Origin of the sequence: Sorangium sp. So ce394 (assembly GCF_051474665.1) — a bacterium.
GTDB lineage: Bacteria > Myxococcota_A > Polyangia > Polyangiales > Polyangiaceae > Sorangium > Sorangium cellulosum_D.
Map to the genome: position 1 here is coordinate 7,494,979 of NZ_CP150339.1, position 21,017 is coordinate 7,515,995.

The 21,017-nt window shown below is 72.6% G+C and carries 19 protein-coding genes; 17 read left to right on the top strand and 2 right to left on the bottom strand.

Annotated elements, in window-relative coordinates:
- Positions 1-260: 260 nt before the first annotated feature.
- The gene (locus WMF33_RS27295; RefSeq protein WP_437331370.1) at positions 261-884 is read right to left on the bottom strand and encodes a TetR/AcrR family transcriptional regulator; all 624 of its coding nucleotides are present in this window, start codon (positions 882-884) and stop codon (positions 261-263) included.
- A gap of 321 nt (positions 885-1,205) precedes the next feature.
- Here WMF33_RS27295 and WMF33_RS27300 point away from each other — a divergent pair, with 321 nt between their 5' ends.
- A complete protein-coding gene (locus WMF33_RS27300; protein ID WP_437331371.1) occupies positions 1,206-2,723 on the top strand; it encodes a serine/threonine-protein kinase in 1,518 nt (505 codons plus the stop codon).
- Positions 2,724-2,733: 10 nt separating this feature from the next.
- A complete protein-coding gene (locus tag WMF33_RS27305; RefSeq protein ID WP_437331372.1) occupies positions 2,734-3,816 on the top strand; it encodes a hypothetical protein in 1,083 nt (360 codons plus the stop codon).
- Between the two features lie 6 nt (positions 3,817-3,822).
- Here WMF33_RS27305 and WMF33_RS27310 read toward each other — a convergent pair whose 3' ends face one another.
- Positions 3,823-5,253, bottom strand: a complete 1,431-nt coding sequence (locus WMF33_RS27310) for a PQQ-dependent sugar dehydrogenase (RefSeq protein ID WP_437331373.1) — start codon at positions 5,251-5,253, stop codon at positions 3,823-3,825.
- Positions 5,254-5,511: 258 nt separating this feature from the next.
- Here WMF33_RS27310 and WMF33_RS27315 point away from each other — a divergent pair, with 258 nt between their 5' ends.
- The 15 genes from WMF33_RS27315 to WMF33_RS27385 all read left to right on the top strand — a co-directional run bounded on the left by WMF33_RS27315 (position 5,512) and on the right by WMF33_RS27385 (position 20,999).
- Positions 5,512-6,162, top strand: coding sequence for a cytochrome c3 family protein (locus WMF33_RS27315; protein WP_061628056.1), 651 nt, complete (start codon positions 5,512-5,514; stop codon positions 6,160-6,162).
- Between the two features lie 98 nt (positions 6,163-6,260).
- Positions 6,261-9,287 (top strand): TAT-variant-translocated molybdopterin oxidoreductase, encoded by a 3,027-nt coding sequence (locus WMF33_RS27320; RefSeq protein ID WP_437331374.1) that lies wholly within the window; start codon positions 6,261-6,263, stop codon positions 9,285-9,287.
- Positions 9,284-10,627: an NrfD/PsrC family molybdoenzyme membrane anchor subunit gene (nrfD, locus tag WMF33_RS27325; RefSeq protein ID WP_437331375.1), complete on the top strand. Its 1,344-nt coding sequence runs from the start codon at positions 9,284-9,286 to the stop codon at positions 10,625-10,627. The genes WMF33_RS27320 and nrfD overlap by 4 nt, the downstream gene beginning before the upstream one ends.
- Entirely contained in the window at positions 10,627-11,160 is a 534-nt protein-coding gene (locus WMF33_RS27330; RefSeq protein WP_437331376.1) for a DUF3341 domain-containing protein, read from the top strand. Before nrfD ends, WMF33_RS27330 begins: the two co-directional genes overlap by 1 nt.
- Positions 11,157-11,789 (top strand): c-type cytochrome, encoded by a 633-nt coding sequence (locus WMF33_RS27335; protein ID WP_061623448.1) that lies wholly within the window; start codon positions 11,157-11,159, stop codon positions 11,787-11,789. Before WMF33_RS27330 ends, WMF33_RS27335 begins: the two co-directional genes overlap by 4 nt.
- Positions 11,786-12,970 carry a hypothetical protein gene (locus WMF33_RS27340; RefSeq protein WP_437331377.1) on the top strand — a complete coding sequence of 395 codons (1,185 nt, stop codon included), beginning with the start codon at positions 11,786-11,788 and terminating at the stop codon, positions 12,968-12,970. Before WMF33_RS27335 ends, WMF33_RS27340 begins: the two co-directional genes overlap by 4 nt.
- Entirely contained in the window at positions 12,967-13,359 is a 393-nt protein-coding gene (locus WMF33_RS27345) for a hypothetical protein (RefSeq protein ID WP_061623450.1), read from the top strand. The genes WMF33_RS27340 and WMF33_RS27345 overlap by 4 nt, the downstream gene beginning before the upstream one ends.
- Positions 13,359-14,195 (top strand): SCO family protein, encoded by an 837-nt coding sequence (locus WMF33_RS27350; RefSeq protein WP_437331378.1) that lies wholly within the window; start codon positions 13,359-13,361, stop codon positions 14,193-14,195. Before WMF33_RS27345 ends, WMF33_RS27350 begins: the two co-directional genes overlap by 1 nt.
- Complete coding sequence (coxB, locus tag WMF33_RS27355; protein ID WP_437331379.1) at positions 14,192-15,277, top strand: cytochrome c oxidase subunit II; 1,086 nt, start codon at positions 14,192-14,194, stop codon at positions 15,275-15,277. The genes WMF33_RS27350 and coxB overlap by 4 nt, the downstream gene beginning before the upstream one ends.
- A complete protein-coding gene (locus WMF33_RS27360; protein WP_437331380.1) occupies positions 15,274-16,935 on the top strand; it encodes a cytochrome c oxidase subunit I in 1,662 nt (553 codons plus the stop codon). Before coxB ends, WMF33_RS27360 begins: the two co-directional genes overlap by 4 nt.
- Positions 16,907-17,581 (top strand): cytochrome c oxidase subunit 3 family protein, encoded by a 675-nt coding sequence (locus tag WMF33_RS27365; RefSeq protein WP_437331381.1) that lies wholly within the window; start codon positions 16,907-16,909, stop codon positions 17,579-17,581. Before WMF33_RS27360 ends, WMF33_RS27365 begins: the two co-directional genes overlap by 29 nt.
- 15 nt (positions 17,582-17,596) lie before the next feature.
- Positions 17,597-17,935: a cytochrome C oxidase subunit IV family protein gene (locus WMF33_RS27370; protein ID WP_437331382.1), complete on the top strand. Its 339-nt coding sequence runs from the start codon at positions 17,597-17,599 to the stop codon at positions 17,933-17,935.
- Between the two features lie 245 nt (positions 17,936-18,180).
- Entirely contained in the window at positions 18,181-18,888 is a 708-nt protein-coding gene (locus tag WMF33_RS27375) for a hypothetical protein (RefSeq protein WP_437331383.1), read from the top strand.
- Between the two features lie 209 nt (positions 18,889-19,097).
- Entirely contained in the window at positions 19,098-20,000 is a 903-nt protein-coding gene (locus WMF33_RS27380; RefSeq protein WP_437331384.1) for a hypothetical protein, read from the top strand.
- 201 nt (positions 20,001-20,201) lie between these two features.
- Entirely contained in the window at positions 20,202-20,999 is a 798-nt protein-coding gene (locus WMF33_RS27385; RefSeq protein WP_437331385.1) for a ferritin-like domain-containing protein, read from the top strand.
- Positions 21,000-21,017 lie beyond the last annotated feature (18 nt).

Here is a 21,017-nt window from a genome sequence, read left to right on the forward strand (position 1 = left end):
TTGCGCGTGTTGGCGCGTGTTGGCGCGCTCGAGATCATCGAGCCAGGGAGTGCGCACACTGGCCCTGGCGGTGCGCGGATCGAGGTCTTTCGTGGCCGGAAGACGCGAGCTCGCGCCGCGCAGGCGCGTTACGCAGCCCGTCAAACAGCCTCGCTGGCCCGCGCCGCCGCCGGGGCGGCGACTCGGGATCTCGGGCCCGCCGCGCGGCGCCCGCCCGGGCAGGCGGCTGGGCCGGCGAGCGGGGATACGCCCGCGTCGCGTCAGCGCCTCGGCTTGGGGGCGGGCGCGCGGCCGACGAGGCCGTAAAGGACGATCCGGTGGACCGCGGACAACATCGCCAACGCCTCCTCGCGGGAGCTCTGGAACAGCCACGGAGGGGAGAAGCTCGCGTAGGCGCGGAGGAGCGCGCGCGCGGCGAGCTCGGGATCCTCGGCGTCGAGCTCGCCCGCGCGGGCGCCGCGGGCGATGAGGTCGCGGAGGAGGGCGCGCTCCTCGTCGAGGAAGCGGGCGTGGGCCGCCTTCACGGCGCGGCTCTGGCAATGCACGAGGTCGCAGGCGTGCGCGCCCGAGCCGGCGAGCTCCAGGAAGGAGCGCGCGCGGGCGTCGAACACCGCGCGCAGCCGGTCGCAGAAGGGCAGGTCGTCCACGGCCGCGGCGGCGCGCATGGCGGCCATGACGGCGCGGTGCTGGCCCTGGGAGAGCTCCTCGACGATGGCGTCCTTCGAGGCGAACTCCAGGTACACGGCGCCGACCGCGATCTCGGCCTCGCGCGCGATGTCGGCGACGGTGGTCTTGGCAGGCCCGTACCGGCGGAGGAGCCGCTCTGTCGCCTCGAGGATCCGCTGACGCCGCTCGCTCGCGCCGCCGGGGTGACCGTGCTCCATGGCGTGAGCGATGTTCTCTCGGATTCACGCCCGGGGGAAGCGTCCCGGCGAGGCGTCGGCGGGACCCCCCCCGGGGGCGGCGCGGGCCCCGCGCGGCGCCGGGGGAGGCGCGGGCCGCGTGGACGGCGCGCGGGCGCCGGAGGAGGCGCGGGCGGCGCGCGGGCGCGGGCGCGGGGCCGGGGGAGGCGCGCGACGGAGCCGAGCCATGACGTTGATTGCCGTCCGCCCGGCGGCTATCGTGGGCTGGCTTTGCGCCGGATTCTCCGCGAAGATCGCGCGTTTCACGCGATCCGCGATCCGGCGGGCCGAAGGGACCGATCGATGACGAGCACCGCGCCGACACACGACGAAGCCGAAGGGCTGGTTCGACAGGGGCAGGTGATCGCCGGCAAGTACCGCGTCGAGCGGGTGATCGGCGTCGGCGGGATGGGCGTCGTCGTCGCCGCCACCCACCTCCAGCTGGAGGAGCAGGTCGCGATCAAGCTGCTCCTGCCCTCGGCCGCCCACTCGCGCACGCTGGCCGAGCGCTTCGTGCGCGAGGCGCGCGCCGCGGTGAAGGTCAAGAGCGAGCACGTCGCCCGCGTGACCGACGTCGGGACGCTCGAGTCGGGCACGCCGTACATGGTGATGGAGTACCTGTCGGGCAGCGACCTCGCCGACGCGCTCCGCGCCGGCGGGCCCATGCCGCCGCAGATCGCCGTGGAATACGTGCTCCAGGCTTGCGAAGCGCTCGCCGAGGCGCACGCCGCGGGCATCGTCCACCGCGACCTCAAGCCGGCGAACCTGTTCCTGACGCGGCGCGCCGACGGCTCGCCGTGCGTGAAGGTGCTCGACTTCGGGATCTCGAAGGTGGCGACCGGCGGCGCCGATCCGCGGATCACCGACACCACGGCGGTGATGGGCTCGCCGCTCTACATGTCGCCGGAGCAGCTCAAGTCCGCGCGCGACGTCGACGCGCGCACCGACATCTGGTCGCTCGGCGTCATCCTGTTCGAGCTGCTCGCGGGCGCGCCGCCGTTCGACGGCGCGACCATGCCGCAGCTCTGCGTGGCGATCATGCAGGGGATCCCCCGCCCGCTCGCCTCGTTCCGCCCCGACGTGCCCCCGGCGCTCGAGGCGGTGATCCAGCGGTGCCTGGAGAAGCTGCCGGAGCGGCGGTTCCGCGACGTCGGGGCGCTGGCCGAGGCGCTCGCGCCGTTCGCGAGCGGGCGCGCGCGGGTCTCCATCGACCGGATCAGCGGGATCTCGCGGAGCTCGGCGCCGTCGCGGCCGGACGCCCCGGCGCGGAGCGGGACGATCTCGCCGACGATGGCGAGCACCTCCGCGCCGTGGACGGGGACGGTCGTGCGGCGGAAGCGGCCCGTGGGGCTCGTCGCGCTGGCCGGCATCGGCCTGTCGCTCGCCGTCGCGCTCGGGATCTTCGGCTTCCTGAGCGCCCGCGCGGGCCGCGACGGCGCCCCGGCCGAGCCGTCCGCCAGCGCCGCGGCGGCGCCGTCGCCGGCGGGCTCCGCGGCGCTGCCGGACGCGCCCGCGGCGCCGTCGCCGGCGGCCTCCGCGGCATCGCCGGACGCGCCCGCGGCGCTCTCGCCGGCCGTCACGCCCGGCGGCGTCGAGGCGCCCTCGCCGACGGAGGAGCGCGCCGCGCCGGGCCCGGCCGCGGCCGCCTCCGCGACACCGGCCGGCGGCAAGCCCGCGGCGGCGCGCCCGGCGAGCGCCGCTCCTCGACCCGCACCCGCACCCGCGGGCGCCGCGGCCGCGCCGCAGCCCCGGACCGCCCGGCCGGCCGCCGCTCCTTCCGCCGCGCCGGCGAGCGGCAACCTGTTCGACGATCGCAAGTGAGGACACGACCATGACGAGCCTGCCCATGCAGCACCTCGGGCGCCTGCTGGCGCTCGCGATGTTCCTTGCCGCCCTCGTGGGGGGCGGCCGCGACGCCAGGGCCGACACGGCGGCGGCGCAGGCGCTGTTCGACGCGGCCCGGCAGCTGATGGCCCAGGGCAAGCACGCCGAGGCGTGCCCCAAGCTCGAGGAGAGCCAGCGGCTCGATCCCGGCATCGGCACGCAGTTCAACCTCGCGGCCTGCTACGAGCAGGTCGGCCGGACGGCGAGCGCCTGGTCGACGTTCCTCGACGTGGCGGGCGCAGCCAAGGCCGCCGGCCAGCCGGAGCGCGAGAAGGTCGCGCGGCAGCGCGCCACGGCGCTGGAGCCGAAGCTCATCCGGCTGACGATCACGGCGCCCGCGGACGCCCCGGCCGACCTCCAGGTGAAGCGCGACGGCGCCCTCGTGGGGCGCGCGCAGTGGGGCACGCCGGTGCCCGTGGATCCCGGAAAGCACACGGTCGAGGCCTCCGCCGCCGGCCGATCGCCGTTCGTGAAGACCGTCGAGCTCAACAAGGCCGGCGCCTCGGAGACGGTGGCCGTCCCGCAGCTCGCGGGCGCGCCGGCCCGCGCCGCCGCCCCGCCGGTGAGCGGCCCCGCCGCGCCGCCGCCGGCGCGCGCCGCCGCCCCGCCGGCGAGCGGCGCCGCGCTCGCGCCTGTGGCCGGGCGGGCGCCAGCCCCCCCGCCGCAGCCGCTGACCCGGCGCCGCAGCAAGGGGATGATGGTCACGGGCATCGTCCTGACGAGCATCGGCGCCGTGGCCCTCCTCGGCGGGGGCCTGGCGCTCGCCGCGAGCTCGGCCACGGACCCGGATTACACCGGGGATCCCACCGACCCGTTCGAGGAAGATTTCACCTACGAGGAAGATGCCAGCGCGGCGGACGCCGGGGTCGCGCTCATCGTCGGCGGGGTCGTCTTCGCCGGCGTCGGCATCCCGCTCGCCATCGTCGGCGGCCGCAAGGTGCCGGTCCAGCCGGAGAAGAAGGCCGCCTCCGCGCCGCCGCCCGAGCTCGTCCTCGGCCCGCGCTACGCCGGGCTCCGCTGGTCCATGTGAGCGCCATCACTCCGGATCGATGCGGTACACGGCGCCGCCGCCGAAATCCATGACGTAGACCTCGCCCGTGCCGTCCTGCCCGAAGCTGGCGAGCTTGAAGCGGAACGACCCGAGATCGTCCGTCCGGTCGACGGGCGCCGACGCCACCCCGCCCTCGTACCTCAGCGTCCAGATCCGGCCGCTGCAGTAGTCGCCGAACAGATAGCTGCCCCGGAGCCAGGGGATCTTGCTGCCCCGGTAGACGTAGCCGCCGGTGACCGAGCAATCCTCGATCACTTGCCCCGCATGGCCGTATTCGGCGGCGGGGAGCGTGGTGGTGCCCTCGGGATCGCAGTTTTCCGCCGGCGAGAAGCAGTGCGCGCCCTCCATGACGCGCCAGCCATAGTTCTTCCGGCCCTGCCCCGCCGGCTCGATGTTGATCTCCTCCCAGAGCCGCTGTCCGACGTCGGCGATGTAGAGATCGCCCGTGCACGCGTCGAAGCTGAAGCGGTACGGGTTGCGCAGGCCATAGTCCCAGATCTCGGGCAGGACGCCCTCGCCGGTCATGTTGCCTTCCGGGATGCGGTACGGGTGCGTCGAGACGTCGAGGCGAAGGATCTTCCCGAGCCACGTCGTGAGATCCTGGCCATTGCCGATGGGCGAGTGGCCGGGGCCGGAATCGTTGCTGTTGCCGCCGTCGCCGAGCGCGAGATAGAGAAAGCCGTCGACGGGGCTGAACTCGAGCGAGCCGCCGTTGTGGTTGCGCGCCGGCTGCGCCTGCTCGAGGTAGGTGGCCACCGGCGTCGGATTGGCCACGTCCGGGCGCTCGCCCCGCGCGAACTCGACGACGCGCGTGTCGCCGCCCGTCGCCTTGTCGGAGTAGTGGACGAAGAAGCGGCCGTTGCTCTCGTACTCCGGGTGGAACGCGAGCCCGAGGAGGCCGCGCTCGTCCGCGAAGACGGTGAGGTCCCGGATGTCGAGGAAGACCGTCGGCTCGGTCGCCCCCTCGTCGAGGACGAGGATCTGGCCGGGCTGCGTCACGATGAAGAGCCGCGTCGGGTCGCCCGGCGCGGATTTCACGAGGATCGGGGATTCGAGGCCGGTGACGAGCGGGGTGAGCTTCAGCGCGCCCTCGTCCTCGGACGGCGGCGCGCAGCTCAGCCGCGCGCCGCCCCCGCCGCTCGCGCCATCGCCGCCGTCACCGCCGGCCCCGCCCTCGCCGGCGCCGCCCCCGCCGGAGCTGCCCCCGGCATCGCCGCTTCCGCCGGCGCCGCCGTCACCGCCGGCGCCGCTCCCGCCCGGCCCGCCGGTCGAGGAGGCCGAGGAGGCCGCGCCGCCGGTGCCGAGGGGCAGCGGGGAGATCGATTCGTCGCGCGAGCACGCGAAGAAGGCGAGCCCGGCCGCCACCGGAAGCGCGATGACCAGGAGGGGCGATAGGGCAGAGTTCGATGGCCTCATCACGGCAAGATATCGCAGATCTCCGTCCCACGAGGCGAAGATCTGGTGTTCGCGGACGGCGCTCGCGCGCATGGCGCGATCGAGCGCACGCCGGACGGCGCCGCTCCGGGATCGCCTGAGCGCGCGGCTCCCGGGGCGCGCGCGAGGCGAGATCCCGGCGCGCGCGCGAGACGAGATCGCGAAACGACCCCGGCGATCTCCGCATCGATGGAGATGGCCGCCACGCCGCCCATCGAGCGAGGCCGGCTACACGAGATCATGGCATCCGTCTTTCCGCGCTGGAGCAACACCGCCTTCCGAATCGCCATCGCCGTCGTCCTCCTCGGCGGCGCGGCGGCCGTGGCAGCGCCGATGATCTACGTGCGCACGGACTGGAACACCGGGCGGAACCAGCCCGTGCAGCAGCCGGTGCAGTTCGACCACAGGCACCATGTGCAGGACGACGCCATCGATTGCCGGTTCTGCCATTCCACGGTCGAGCGCGCCGGCACGGCGGGGATGCCGTCGACCACGCTCTGCATGGGGTGCCACAGCCAGATCTGGAATCAGAGCCCCAAGCTCGAGGTCGTCCGGAACAGCTTTTTTTCGAACACGCCCATCGCCTGGAACCGCGTCACCAACATCCCCGACTTCGTCTACTTCAACCACGCGATCCACGTGAACAAGGGGGTGGGCTGCGTGACGTGCCACGGCCGCGTGGACCAGATGCCCGACGTCCGGAAGGTGTCTCCGATGACGATGGGCTGGTGCCTCGACTGCCACAGGGCGCCGGAGCGGCACCTCCGCCCGCCATCCGCCGTCACGGACATGGAGTGGGACGCCGGCCCCGACGCGGAGCGGATCGGCCGCCAAGTCGCGCGGGAGCTCGGCGTGAGGCGCCTCGAGCACTGCTCGGCGTGCCACAGGTGAGCGCGCGGGAGCAGGCGGAGGCGAGGAGACGGCATGCGGCGAACAGCGGAGAGCACTCGAGTCGGCGGCGCCGGCCGCCGAGGACCTGAAGAGGGATGATGGCTGATCAGAGACAGACCCCCTGGAGCGCGGCGCTCGACGGCAAGACGGGCAAGGCATACTGGCGCAGCCTCGCGGACCTCCTCGAGTCGCCGGAGCTCCGCGAGGCCGCGGCGCGAGAGCTCCCCGGCGGCGAGGGCGACCCGGGCGCGGTGAGCCGGCGGGGCTGGCTCAAGCTCCTCGGCGCGAGCATGGCGCTCGCGGGCGTCTCCGGGTGCCGATCGAGGCCCGCGGACAAGATCGTGCCCTATGTGACGACCCCGCCGGAGGTGACGCCGGGGATCCTCCGGTACTACGCCACCAGCCTGGAGCTCGACGGGTTCGCCACGGGCATCCTCGTCGAGAACCACGAGGGGCGGCCGACGAAGGTCGAGGGCAACCCGGAGCACCCGGCGAGCCTCGGCGCGACCGGCGTTCACGAGCAAGCGTCGGTGCTCGGCCTCTACGATCAGCACCGGGCGCGCGCGGCGCGGCGCGGCGCCGCGCCGGCGGCGTGGCAGGCGTTCATCGAGCAGTTCGGCGCGGCGCGGAGCGACCGCGGCGCCGGGCTCCGGTTCGTCCTCCGGCCGACGGGCTCGCCGCTCATCCTCGACCTCATCGGCCGCGTCCAGGCGCGCCATCCGGCCGCGCGGTTCACGTTCTACGCGCCCGCCCGGTCGGCCCATCCGGCGCGCGGGGCCGCGCTCGCCTTCGGCGCGCCGCTCCAGGCCCAGTACGACTTCCGGGCGGCGGACGTCATCCTCGCGCTCGACGCCGACTTCCTCGCGTCGATGCCGTTCAGCGTGCCGTATGCGCGCCAGTTCGCCGAGCGCAGGCGGGTCGGCTCGCCGACGGGCACCATGAACCGCCTCTACGTCGTCGAGCCCGGCCTGAGCCCGACCGGGAGCATGGCCGACCACCGGCTGCGCAAGCGCCCGAGCGAGGTGCCGGCGCTCGCCGCGGCGATCGCGGCGGAGCTCTTCCTCGCAATCGGCCCGCGCCCCGGGGCCATCCCGCCCCAGGCGCTCGGCGCGCTCGAGCCGCTCCGGGCGCACGTGCGCGCCGAGGAGCAGCCGTTCGTCAGGGCGCTCGCGCGCGACCTCGCGCGCGGCGCCGCGGCGAGCGTCGTCGTCGCGGGGGAGCGGCAGCCCCCGCCGGTCCACGCGCTCGCGCACCTCATGAACGCGGCGCTCGGCAACGACCGCGCCGCGTGGGTCACCGGGCCGACCCTGATCTCGGCCGGCGCCGCGGAGCAGGAGCTCGCCGCGCTCGCCGACGAGATCCGGGCCGGCGGCGTCGATACGCTCGTGATCCTCGAGGACAACGTGGTTTACACGGCGCCCGCGGATCTCGAGCTCGCGGCGCTCCTCCGCTCCGTCCCGAACCGCGTCTACCTCGGGCTCTACGAGGACGAGACCGCGGCCGCCTGCAGCTGGTTCGTGCCCGCGGCGCACGAGCTCGAGGCCTGGGGCGACGCCCGCGCCTACGACGGCACGATCTCGATGGTCCAGCCGCTCATCGAGCCGCTCTTCGGTGGCAGGACCGCCTCCGAGGTGCTCGCCGTGTTCGCGGGCGAGCCGCGCCGGAGCGCCCGCCAGCTCCTGCGCGACGCCTGGTCGGCGCGGCGGGGCGGCGCCGACTTCGAGGCGTTCTGGGAGGAGGCGCTCCGGCGCGGGCTCGTCGAGGGCAGCGCGGCCCCGCGCGAGGGCGCCGCGCTGCGGCCCGACGGGGCGCTCGCGGCCCTCGGGCAGCTCGCGGCGGCGGTCCCGGCGCCGGCGGCGGTCCTGGAGGTCGCCTTCTCGGTGGACGCCAACGTCTATGACGGCCGGTTCGCCAACAACCCGTGGCTGCTCGAGCTGCCCGATCCGATGACCAAGCTGACCTGGGACAACGCCGCGCTGCTCAGCCCGGACACGGCCAGAGCGCTCGGCGTCGAGAGCGAGGATGTCGTCGATCTCGAGCTCCGGGGGCGGACGATCTCGATACCGGTCCTCGTCGCGCCGGGGCACGCCGACGGCATGGTGTCGCTCGCGCTCGGCTACGGGCGGAGCGGCGCCGAGTCGATCGCCGCCGGCGTGGGGGCGGACGCGTACCGGCTCCGCACCGCGGACGCGCCGTTCTTCGCGGCGGGCCTCTCGGTGCGCAAGCGGCCGGGGGAGAAGCACCGGCTCGCCCTGACGCAGACGCACTTCAGCGTGCGCGGGCGGCCCATCGCGCTCTCTGTCCCCCTCGCCGTCTACCGCGAGCACCCCGACTTCACGGAGGCGTTCAGGGGGCCGCAGCCGTCCCTCATGCCCGCGGTGCCTGCACCCGGGGTGGCGCTCGCGCAATGGGCCATGACGATCGATCTCTCGATCTGCACCGGGTGCAGCGCGTGCGTCGTCGCGTGCCAGGCCGAGAACAACGTCCTCGTGGTGGGCAGGGACGAGGTCCTGAACAGCCGCGAGATGCACTGGCTCCGCATCGACACGTATTACTCCGGCGACCCGCGCGACCCGCGCGTCGTCCACCAGCCCATGCTGTGCCAGCACTGCGAGAAGGCGCCGTGCGAGTACGTGTGCCCGGTCAACGCGACCACGCACAGCCCCGACGGGCTCAACGAGATGACCTACAACCGCTGCGTCGGGACGCGGTTCTGCTCGAACAACTGCCCCTACAAGGTCCGCCGCTTCAACTGGTTCGATTACCACGAGCTCCACGCCTACAACACGGGGCTCGCGAGGCTCCAGCGCAACCCCGACGTCACCGTGCGGGAGCGCGGCGTCATGGAGAAGTGCACGTACTGCGTCCAGCGGATCCGCCGCGCGGAGATCGCGGCGCGCGTCGAGCAGCGCGGGATCCGCCCGGGCGAGGTCGTCACGGCCTGCCAGCAGGCCTGTCCGACGCGGGCGATCCAGTTCGGGGCGCTCGAGCACGCAGAGACGCCGATGGTCGCGTGGCGGAACGAGCCGCGGAGCTACGCGGTGCTGCACGACCAGGGGACCCGGCCGAGGACGATGTACCTCGCGCGCGTCGACAACGAGAACCCGGAGCTCGGCGAGCCGTGACACAACCCCTCATCCTCGGGAGGCCCACCGACGAGGCCCTCTCGGAAGAGCTGCTGTCGGTCGTCTGGAAGCCGCGGTCGCGGCTCTGGTGGGCGGCGCTCGCGCTCACCGGCGCAGGGACGATCGTGCTCTTGACGCTCGTCGCCTACACCATCGTGAGCGGCATCGGCGTCTGGGGCAACAACATCCCGGTGGGCTGGGCGTTCGGGATCATCAACTTCGTGTTCTGGATCGGCATCGGGCACGCCGGGACGTTCATCTCGGCGATCCTGCTCCTGCTCGAGCAGCGCTGGCGCACGAGCATCAACCGGTTCGCCGAGGCGATGACCCTCTTCGCCGTCGTCCAGGCGGGCCTCTACCCGCTCCTGCACCTCGGCCGGCCGTGGTTCGCGTACTGGCTCATCCCCTACCCTTCCACGCTGAGGGTCTGGCCTCAGTTCAAGAGCGCGCTGCCCTGGGACGCGGCGGCGATCTTCACGTACTTCACGGTCTCTCTCGTGTTCTGGTACCTCGGGCTCGTCCCCGACTTCGCGTCCCTGCGCGATCGGGCGCCCGATCGCCGCCGCCGGGTGATCTACGGCATCCTGTCGCTCGGCTGGCGCGGCTCCGCGCAAGACTACCGCCATTACCGCCTCCTCTACGGCCTCCTCGCCGGCCTCGCGACGCCGCTCGTCCTCTCGGTGCACTCGATCGTGAGCAGCGACTTCGCGATATCGCTCGTCCCGGGGTGGCACTCGACCATCTTCCCCCCGTTCTTCGTCGCGGGCGCCATCTTCTCCGGCTTCGCGATGGTGCTCACGCTCCTCATCCCGGCGCGCCGGATCTTCCACCTGGAGCGCGTCGTCACCCAGCGGCACCTCGACAACCTCAGCAAGCTGACGCTCGTCACGGGCTGGATCGTCATCTACTCGTACATCATCGAGCTCTTCGCGGCCTGGTACAGCGGCTCGGAGTACGAGATGTATCAGTTCTTCGTCGCGCGCCCCAGCGGGCCGAACGCCGCCGTCTTCTGGGCGCAGATGTTCTGCAACGTCGTCGTCCCGCAGCTGCTCTGGTCCACGCGCGTCCGCAGCAACCTGATCCTGCTCTGGATCATCTCGATTCTCGTGAACGTCGGGATGTGGTCGGAGCGGTTCGTGATCATCGTCATGGGGCTCCAGCGCGAGTTCATCCCGTCCGGGTGGCACGCCTACGGCCCGACGTGGGTCGATATCTCGATGTTCGCGGGGACGTTCTGCTTCTTCCTGTTCCTCTTCCTCATCTTCCTGCGCCTGTTGCCGTTCATCCCGGTGGCCGAGGTCAAGGAGCTGAACCGCGAGCTCGGCAAGGAGGAGCACTGATGCGGAGAGGTCTGCTCGCCGAGTTCGAGACGCCGGAGGCGATGCTCCGGGCGATCGCGGAGCTCAGGAGCCGCGGGTACCGGCGCCTCGACGCGTTCACGCCGTACCCGGTGCACGGCCTCGACGAGGCGCTCGGCCTGCGCCGCTCGCCGCTCAACTGGATCGTCCTGCCGTTCGCGCTGGCGGGCGCCGCGGGGGGCTACCTCGTCCAGTGGCACAACAACGCGTACGACTATCCCCTCAACGTGGGCGGGCGGCCGGGGCACGCACCCCCGGCGTTCGTGCCGATCACCTTCGAGATGACGGTGCTCGCCGCCGCCCTGTCGGGGTTCGTCGTGATGCTCGTCCTCACGCGGCTCCCCGAGCTCTGGAGCCCGATCTTCGACGTCCCGGGGTTCGAGCGCGCCACCATCGATCGATTCTGGATAGGCATCGACGCCCGCGACCCGGCGCTCATCAGCCCCCTCTCCGAGCGCGATCTCACCGATCTCGGCGCGCTCGCCGTCGCCTGGGCCGGGAAGGAGCGCACATGAAGCGCGGCCGCCTCCTCCCGCTCGCCTGCCTGGCCGCGGCGCTCTGCCTCTCGTGCACCCCGTCGACCCCGGCCGATCCCGAGCCCGGGGACGCCGACGCGCTGGACCTCGAGCGCATGCTCCGCCAGGCGCGCTACGCCCCCTACCGGCCATCGGAGCTCTTCCTCGACGGCGCGGTCATGCGCCGCCCGCCCGAGGGCACCGTGCCGAACGACCGCGTGACCGGCGATCCCGGGCTGACCCGCGGGATCGCCGGCGGCGCGTACGTCACGCGCATCCCGGTCCCGGTGACGCTCGATCTGCTCCGGCACGGCAAGGAACGCTTCGAGATCTTCTGCGCCACCTGCCACGGGATCGCGGGAGACGGCGCGTCGGAGGTCGCGCGCAACATGACCCAGCGCCGCCCGCCGTCGCTCGTCGACGCGCGCGTGCAGGCGTTCCCGCCCGGCCGCATCTACCAGGTCATCGTCCAAGGCTACGGGCTCATGCGCTCGTACGAGCCGAACATCCCGCTCGGCGAGCGCTGGGCGATCGTGGCCTATGTCAAGGCGCTCGGGAGGAGCCGCGCCGCCGCGCTCGACGCGCTCCCCGAACCCCTCCGCGAGCGCGCTCGGAAGGAGCTCCCGTGAACCTCCGCATCCCCGTCTTCCGGGGCGGCCGCGCGATCGTGACGCGGTCGCTCGGCCTCGCCCTCGTCGGCGCCGCGCTGCTCGTGGCAGGCGCGTTCGTGGACCGCGAGCGGCTCTTCTACGCCTACCTCGCGGCCTACGCCTACGCCGTGACCACCGCGGTCGGCGCGCTCATCTTCCTCATGATCTGCCACGCCATGGGCGCGACGTGGCCGGTGGCCGTCCGCCGCCTCGCGGAGGCGATCGTCGGCGCGCTGCCGCTCCTCGCCGTGCTGTTCCTCCCGCTCCTGTTCGGGCTGAACGCGCTCTACGGCGAGTGGCTCCACCCCGAGACCATCGGCGAAGAGCACGTGAGGGAGGTGGTGCTCCACAAGCAGCCCTACCTGAACCTCCCCTTCTTCCTCGTCAGGACCGCGATCTACTTCGCCGTGTGGCTCGCCTTCGGCGCCCTGCTCCGGCGCGGCTCGCTCCGGGGCGACGTGACCCCGGCGCTCGCGGCCGGCGGCCGCCTCCGCCTGATCAGCGTCGTCGGCCTCCCGCCCGTCGCGCTCACGCTCTCGTTCGCCTCGTTCGACTGGCTCATGTCCCTCGCGCCGACGTGGGTGTCGACGATGTTCCCCGTCTACGTCTTCGCCGGCGGCTTCGTCGCGGCGATAGCGCTGCTCACGGTGCTCGCGTTCGCCGCCGAGCGCGGCGGGCTCCTGCCCGGGCTCCGCGCGTCGCACTACTACGCCCTCGGCCGGCTGCTCCTCGCGTTCACGATCTTCTGGGCATACGCCGCCTTCTTCCAGTTCATGCTGATGTGGATCGCGAACAAGCCCGAAGAGGTCGAGTTCTACCTGCGCCGCTCCCACGGCCCGTGGCGGACCGCGACGCTCGTCCTCGTGCTCGCGCGGTTCGTGATCCCCTTCGCGATCCTGCTCAATTACCGGATCAAGCGGCGGCCGGCCTGGCTGTCGGCCGTCGCCGCCTGGGTCCTCGCCGCGCATTACCTCGACATGCACTGGCTCGTCGTGCCCGAGGCGCCCGGCGGCGCGCCGCTGCACTGGCTCGATCTCGCGGCGCTCCTCGCCGTGGTCGGCCCGTGCGTCGCGTTCGCGGCGCTGCGCCTGCGCGGCAAGCCGCTCGCCCCCATCAACGACCCGGCGCTGCCGGCCGCCTTCCGTTACGAGAGCGTATGACGACCCATTACCGCCGTCCCGACGTTCGCCAGGAAGAGAATCTCCTCCCCTGGCGGAGGATCCTCGCCGTCGCGTTCGCCGTCGTCGTGATCTTCTTCATCCTGGGCGTCTGGTCGTGGGTGATCCTGCGCGGCCGCGAGGCCGAGCTCCGCCCCGCGGGCAGGAGCCTCGCCCGCGCCAGGGAGGGCTTCGAGCCGCGCGGCGTGGTGGCCGGGGTGGATCAGCGCGTCTTCCAGCGCGAGGCCGTCGGCGAGGAGGGGTTCGGCAAGATGCTGAACCGCAGGAAGCGCGAGGAGCTCGGCCGCTTCGGCTGGGCCGACCGGGGCCGCGGGATCGTGCAGATCCCGATCGAGGACGCGATGAACCTCGTCGTGGAGGAGAGCCGCTGATGAGGATGCACCTCGTGTCCGCCGCCGCGCTCTTCGCCCTCGTGTTCTCGCGCGCGCCGCTCGCCGCCGCCGTGGATCCGCCGTCGCTCCCGCCCGCCGCGCGCGAGGCCGACATCGACGAGCGCCTCGGGGGCGCCGTGGACAAGGCCCTCCAGTTCACGGACATGGACGGGCGGCGCGCGCCGCTCGCGGAGCACTTCGACGGGCGGCGGCCGGTCCTCCTCGTCCTCGCCTATTACCGCTGCCCGATGCTCTGCGGCCTCGTGCTGCGCGGCCTCGTCGCCGGCATGGCGAAGCTCGATTACCGGCTGGGCGAGCAGTACCGCGCGCTCACGGTGAGCTTCGATCCGCGGGATACCCCCGAGTCCGCGGCGCGGAAGCGCGGAGCCGCCCTGTCGGCGCTCGGCATGGCGGGCGCACCCGATCGCGGGGCCTGGCCGTTCCTCACCGGCGAGCTCCCGGAGATCCGCGCGCTCGCCGGCGATCTCGGCTTCCGGTTCGCGTACGACGCGCGGACCGAGCAGTACGCGCACCCCGCGGCGGTCTTCGTGCTCACGCCGGACGGCCGCGTCTCCCGCTACCTCTATGGCATCGAGTTCTCCGCCCTCGACCTCCGGCTCGCCCTCCTCGAGGCCAGCCGCGGGCAGGTGGGCACCTCGTTCGATCGCGTCCTCATGACGTGTTATCGCTACGACCCCGCGAGCCGCCGCTACGGCCCTTATGTGGCCGGCTTCCTGCGGATCGGCGCGGCTTCCATCCTGACCTGGGTCGTCGCGCTGCTCGCGTTCTTCGCCTGGCAAGGGCGGCGGCGCAGGCGGCGGGGGGGCGCGCGATGAACGAGCTCCTGCGCCAGCTGCTCTTCTTGCCCGAGCAGCGCTCCTCGCTGGCCGGCGAGATCGACTGGCTGCACTACTTCGTCATCGTGGTGACGATGGGGGGCGCCTTCCTGATCACGCTGATCGGCGGGTATTTCCTCGTCCGTTATCGCCGGCGAGGCGAGAGCACCACGCGGCCTCACCCCGGGGTCTTCGCGCGGCCGGCGCTCTTCCTCGAGACGGTGGGGCTCTTCAGCCTCGGCTTCGTGTTCCTCACGTTCTGGAACATCGGCACGCGCCAGTTCGTCGACCTGCGCACGCCGCCGGAGGACGCGCTCGACGTCTATGTCACGGCCAAGCAGTGGATGTGGAAGTTCAGCTATCCGGCGGGAGAGAGCATGATCTCCGTGCTCTACGTCCCCGCGCGCAGGCCGGTGAGGCTCGTCATGACGTCGCGCGACGTCATCCACAGCTTCTTCGTGCCCGCGTTCCGCATCAAGCAAGACGTCCTTCCGGGCCGGTATACCACCGTCTGGTTCGAGGCGAGCGAGCCCGGCGCCTACCCCATCCTCTGCACCGAGTACTGCGGCACGAGCCACTCCGAGATGCGCGGCCAGGTGATCGCGCTCGACCCGGCCGACTACGAGCGCTGGCTCGCCGGCGGCGCGGCGAGCACCCCGGCGTTCGCGCAGGAGGCCGCCTCTCAGGCGGAGCAGGAGGGCGCCGGGGCCGAGCCCACGATGCCGAGCCGCGGCGAGCGCGCCGCCACCCGGCACGGCTGCCTCCGCTGCCACACCCTCGACGGCACGCCGCACGTCGGCCCCACCTGGGCCGGGCTCTACCGCTCCGTCGTGCCGCTCGAGGGCGGCGGCGAGCGCATCGCCGACGAGGCCTACATCACGGAGTCGATCATGGATCCGCTCGCCCTCGTGCACCGCGGCTTCCCGCGGGTCATGCCGTCGTACCTGGGACAGATCCCGCCGCCCGACATCGCCGCGATCATCGAGCTCATCAAATCGCTCCGCGACGTGCCGCGCGGCCTCGTGGTGCCGTGGGACGGCGGCGTCCCCGGGAGCGCCACGCCGGAGGGGGTGGCGCCATGATCGCCCATGAAGTCGACGGGACGGCGCCCGTTCACGGCTCGCACGAGCTCGATTATCTCCGCGCCGGCTCCGGCGTGCGCTCGTGGCTGCTCACGACCGATCACAAGCGCATCGGGATCATGTTCTACGCGCTGATCATCCCGATGCTCCTGCTCGGCGGCGCCTTCGCGCTCGTCCTCCGGACGGAGCTCTTGACCCCCGGGCCGACGGTGATCGACGCGTCGACCTACAACCGCATGTTCACGCTCCACGGCGTGGTCATGGTGTGGCTCTTCATGATCCCGTCGATCCCGAACATCTTCGGGAACTTCGCCCTCCCGCTCATGATCGGCGCCAAGGACCTCGCCTTCCCGCGCCTCAACCTGGCGAGCCTCTACGTCTACGCGATCGGCGCCGTGGTCACGCTGGCCGCGGCGATCGCCGGGGGCGCGGACACCGGGTGGACGTTCTACCCGCCGTACAGCACGACCACGCCCGCCGGCGTCATGCCGGTCGTCATCGGCATCTTCATCCTCGGCATCTCGTCGATCATGACGGCGGTGAACTTCATCGCCACGACGCACACCATGCGCGCCAGCGGGATCGACTGGGGCCGCCTGCCCCTCTTCGCGTGGGCGATCTACAGCACGAGCATCATCATCCTGCTCGCGACGCCCGTCCTCGGCCTGACGATCCTGCTCGTCGGGCTGGACCACATCTACCATTTCGGCATCTTCGACCCGACGCTGGGCGGAGATCCCGTGCTGTTCCAGCACCTGTTCTGGTTCTACTCCCACCCTGCCGTCTACATCATGGTGCTCCCCGCGCTCGGGGTCGTCAGCGAGGTGGTCTGCACCTTCGCGCAGCGGCAGCCGGCGTCCTACTGGGCGATCGCCCTCTCGTCGCTCGGGATCGCCTTCATCGGGTTCACCGGCTGGGGTCACCACATGTTCGTGGCCGGGATGAGCGAGCTCGACGCCGGGATCTTCGGCGCGCTCTCGATGTTCGTCGCGATCTTCTCCGCCATCAAGGTCTTCACCTGGGTGGCGACGCTGCAGAAGGGGTCCATCCAGCTCGGCACCCCGATGCTCTATTTCTTCTGGTTCCTGTTCCTCTTCGTCTTCGGCGGCATGACGGGCGTCGCGACGGCGACGCAGTCGCTCGACGTGCACTGGCACGACACCTACTTCGTCGTCGCCCACTTCCATTTCATCATGGTGGGCGGCACGCTCACCGCGTTCCTCGCGGCCGCGCACTACTGGTTCCCCAAGATGTTCGGCCGCATGTACTCCGAGTCGATGGGGCTGCTCACCTCGTTCGGGGTGTTCCTGGGGTTCATCCTGACGTTCCTCCCGCAGTTCCTGCTGGGCAACGCCGGGATGCCGCGCCGCTATTACAGCTACCCGGAGCAGTACCAGTGGCTGAACGTCCTCTCGACCGGCGGCGCTTACCTGCTCTCGGGCGCGCTCCTGCTCGCGCTCCTGAACCTCCTCATCGCCCTGCGCTGGGGCAAGCGCGCCCCGGCCAATCCATGGAGGTCCCGGAGCTACGAGTGGGCGACGCCGCCCCTCCCGCCGGCGCACAACTTCCCCGCGACGCCGATCGTCGAGCGCGGCCCGTACGACTACCACCTGACCGACGAGGAGGCCCATGCCCGAATCTCAGCCGACGCCCGTTGAGCCGCAGCCGCTCGCCCCGGCGCGGCTCGCCATGCAGTTCGAGGATCTCGAGAAGCAGACCCACGCCGCGCACTTCGGGATGTGGATCTTCCTCGCCAGCGAGGTCCTCCTCTTCGGCGGCCTCTTCGGCCTGTACGCCGCCTACCGCGTGGTCTTCGGCGCCGATTTCATGGCGGCGATCGCCCACAACAACGCCGTCATCGGGACGGCCAACACGGCGATCCTCCTGACGAGCAGCCTCCTCGTGGCGATGAGCGTCTACGCCGTGCGCCTCGACCAGCCCGCGAGGGCCGGCCGATTCCTGCTCGGCGCCATTGCGCTCGGCCTCGCCTTCCTCGCGCTGAAGAGCGTCGAGTACGCCGCGCACTTCCGCGAGGGGATCTTCCCCGGCGCCGGCTACCGCTTCGAGGAGCTCCCGCAGGCGGGCGCGAAGGTGTTCTTCACGCTCTACTTCCTGACGACCGGTCTCCACGCCATCCACGTCACGGCGGGGCTCGTGGTCCTCGGCTGGCTGGCGTGGGGGTGTTTCCGGCGCCGGTACGGCGCGGGCAACGAGACGCACGTCGAGCTCGGCGGGCTCTACTGGCACCTCGTCGACGTGATCTGGATCTTCCTCTGGCCGATGCTCTACCTGATGCACCGCTAAGGGCAGGCAGCGCTCATGATCGTAAAGCACCTCTCCTCGCGGACCTACGTGGTCGTCTGGCTCGTCCTGATGGCGCTCACGCTGGCCTCGTACCTCCTCTCGCTGGCCCACCTCGGCGGGGCCGACGTCGTCGCGGCGCTGCTCATCGCCACGGCGAAGACGGTGCTCGTGCTCCTCTTCTTCATGCACCTCATCGAGCAGCGCTTCGTGAACGCCCTGCCCATGATCGTGGCGGCCCTCCTCCTCGGCCTGCTGCTCACGCTGATGCTCACCGACGTGTCGAGGCGCGAGACGATCTCGCGCGGCCCGGTCCCGCCGGCGCCGCTGCCCGAGGTCACGGCCCCGCCCCGGTGATGCGGGGTCGCCCCGTCGGGGGGCGCACGACGCCGATCTAGCGGCGTCGGCCGCCGCTCGCGCGACGCCGATCTCACCGCGTCGGCCGCCGCTCGCGCGATGCCGATCTCACCGCATCGGCCGCCGTTCGCGCGGGCTATCCACCGCTCCGGTTCGGTCCTACAAACACGTGCTCTCGGCGCTGCGCGGCGGCCATGCGGAATGGCGCCTGCGCCAGGGGCATTGCACGTTCGGCAGGAGCGACCATGAAGAGGTGGGTTGGACGGGCCGCGGTCTCGTGCGGTCTCGCCGCGGCGGCGTGCACCGCCGGCCCGGCGGACGCGCCGTGGGTCGCGGAGGGCGACGGGTCTCTGGTGCTGGACTGGGCGGCGCGCGCCCCGGCGGCGCTCCGCGGCGCTCCCGGGAACGACGGTCCGGCAGCGCCGTGCGCCGCGCGGGTCCTCCTCGCGGAGGGCTTCGCCGACAACGCGGCCCGGTGGAGCCTCGCGGCGGGCTGGGAGATCGGCCCGGCGCGGGCGTCCAGCGGCCAGCGCGCGGGGTTCCCCGATCCGGCGAGCGATCACACGACGTCCGGCGACAACGGGGTCGCCGGCGTGCTCCTCGGCGGCGGCCCGAGCGTCAACGCCTCGCACCCGCAGCGTTACCTGACGAGCCCGGCCGTCGACGCGGCCGTGAGCGGGCGAGTCACGCTGTCGTTCTGGCGCTGGCTGAACACGACCTACCGCAACAAGGCCCGTGTCGAGGTCTTCGACGGCGCGCGCTGGAGGATCCTCTACGAGTCTCCTCACGAGGACGTCGCCGAGTCCGCATGGACGAACGTCACGTACGATCTCACGCCCTACAAGAACCGGAGTCTCCGGGTGCGGTTCGGCTACAGCGCCGTGCTCGCCTTCGGCGGCGCGCCCACGTCCGGGTGGAACATCGACGACGTGCAGATCAGCGCGTGCCGCTAGCCGACCGCGGTTTCTCGCGGAGCTCGGGAGCGCGGCAGAAGAGATCGACTACCATCAACTATTTCCACTCTCATCCGAGCTCGCGCCGGGCGGCGCCTGCGACGCTCGCCTTCCGGTCGTCCTGGCATCTCGCTTGCTCGACCCAGCACGGAAAGCGCGCAAGGACAGAGCTTGCGCCGGGTTGTGCCACAGAAAGGACATCGCAGGCCATGGCCATCCAGAAGAAGCGCAAGGTGCTCCGGACCCCCTTCGTCGTGACCGTCGCCGCGGCAGCCTCGTTCGCGGGCGCCGTGGCCCTGCCGGGGTGCGACCCCACGGTGCACGACGGCAGCTGTCCGGTGGAGAGGCCGGAAGAAGGGTCGAGCTGCGACGCGGACGACGTGTCCTGCACCTACTCGGGCGTATGCGGCGACGACAGCTTCAGGTTCACGTGCGTGGATGGGGCGTGGCAGATGGGGATCGACCCGACGTGCAACCCGCCGCCGCCGGCGTGCCCCGACGAGAGGCCGGAAGCCGGGTCGAGCTGTACCGCGGGCGGCCTGGCCTGCTCGTACCTCGACGACTGCGACAACCCCATCGACTACACGTGCGTGGGCGGGGCGTGGCAGATGGGGCCGGAGATGTCCTGCAACCCGCCGCCGCCGGCGTGCCCCGAGGCGACGCCGGAGGACGGGGCTCCCTGCGCGGGAGGGCTCGGGACCTGCGGCTACATGATGCCCACCGGCTGCGGCCCGATGCCGATCGACGCGGCGTGCGTCCTGGAGGGCGACGCCTGGCGCTGGCAGGTGCACGAGGTCTTCTGCAACCCGCCGCCGCCGGAGCACTGCCTCACGGCCGCCACCGGGGAGGCGTGCGCGGGCCTGGGGCCGACCTGTCAGTGGCTTGTGCCAGGCTGTGCCGATGGCGACGGAGCGCCGGCGCTGCCGGCGGCGGGCTGCTTCCCGAGCCTGCCGTGCGAGACCGACGCTGCGTGTCCGGCCGGGACGCTCTGCCAGGAGGTCGTCGTCAACCCCTGCGGTGCCGCGTCTGGCGACGGGGCGACCTGCGCCGCGTGCGGGTTGACCAAGAACGTCTGCGTGCCGCCCTCCGCGGCGACCGCCGCGGGGAAGTGAGCTCCTCCGCGGCCGGCGCGCTCCGCCAAGGGCGCTCCTCCGCGGCCGGCGCGCTCCGCCAAGGGCGCTCCTCCGCGGCCGGCGCGCCCCGCCAAGGGCGCTCCTCCGCGGCCGGCGCGCCCGGCCAAGGGCGCTCCTCCGCGGCCGGCGCGCCCCGCCTCTCGTCTTGCCGCTCCCGGACCCCGCGCATAGCGTGACCCCATGACGGACGCCCCCGACGCAAAGCACGACAGCACCGCGGCCGCGGAGCAGGCGCCGCGCGAGCAGCCATCGCCCGTCGCTGGCGCTCCCCTTCCGCTTCCGCCCGCGAGCGACGCCGTGCGCGCCGAGTGGGGGCGGCGCATCGAGGCCGAGTATCGCTCGGCGGCGATCACGCAGCACCTCACGCTCTGGCTCATCCAGATGGGCGCGTCGCCGGATCTCATCGACGACGGCCTGCGTATCGTCAAGGACGAGCTCGCGCACGCGCGCCTCAGCCATCGCGTCCACGCCCGCGCGGGCGGCGGTGCCTTGCCGGCGCTGCGCCGCGAGACCCTCGGCCTCAAGGGCGGCGACGAGCCGCTCGAGATGGCGGTCGCCCGGGCGGGCGTGGAGGTGTTCTGCCTCGGGGAGACGGTCGCGGTCCCGCTCTTCAAGGTGCTCCGCGAGGGGTGCACCGTCCCGGTCGCGCGCCGGGCGCTCGACCGCATCCTCCGCGACGAGGTGCGGCACCGCGACTTCGGCTGGACGCTGCTCCGCTACCTGCTCGAGCTGCCGTGCGCGCCGGCCGTGCGGCAGCTGGTCGAGCGCGAGCTCCGCGCCATGTTCGCGCGGCTGCGCAGGAGCTACATGCCCCCTGGCGGCGCGAAGCGCGCGACCATCTCGGACGACGACCGCGCCTGGGGCCTGATGCCGGTCGCCCGGTACGGCGACATCCTCGAGCGCGCCATCGAGCGGGACTACGTGCCCCGCTTCGGCGAGCACGGCATCGACGCGGCCGCCGCGTGGCGCGCAGGGTGAGGCGCCGCGCCTGACAGA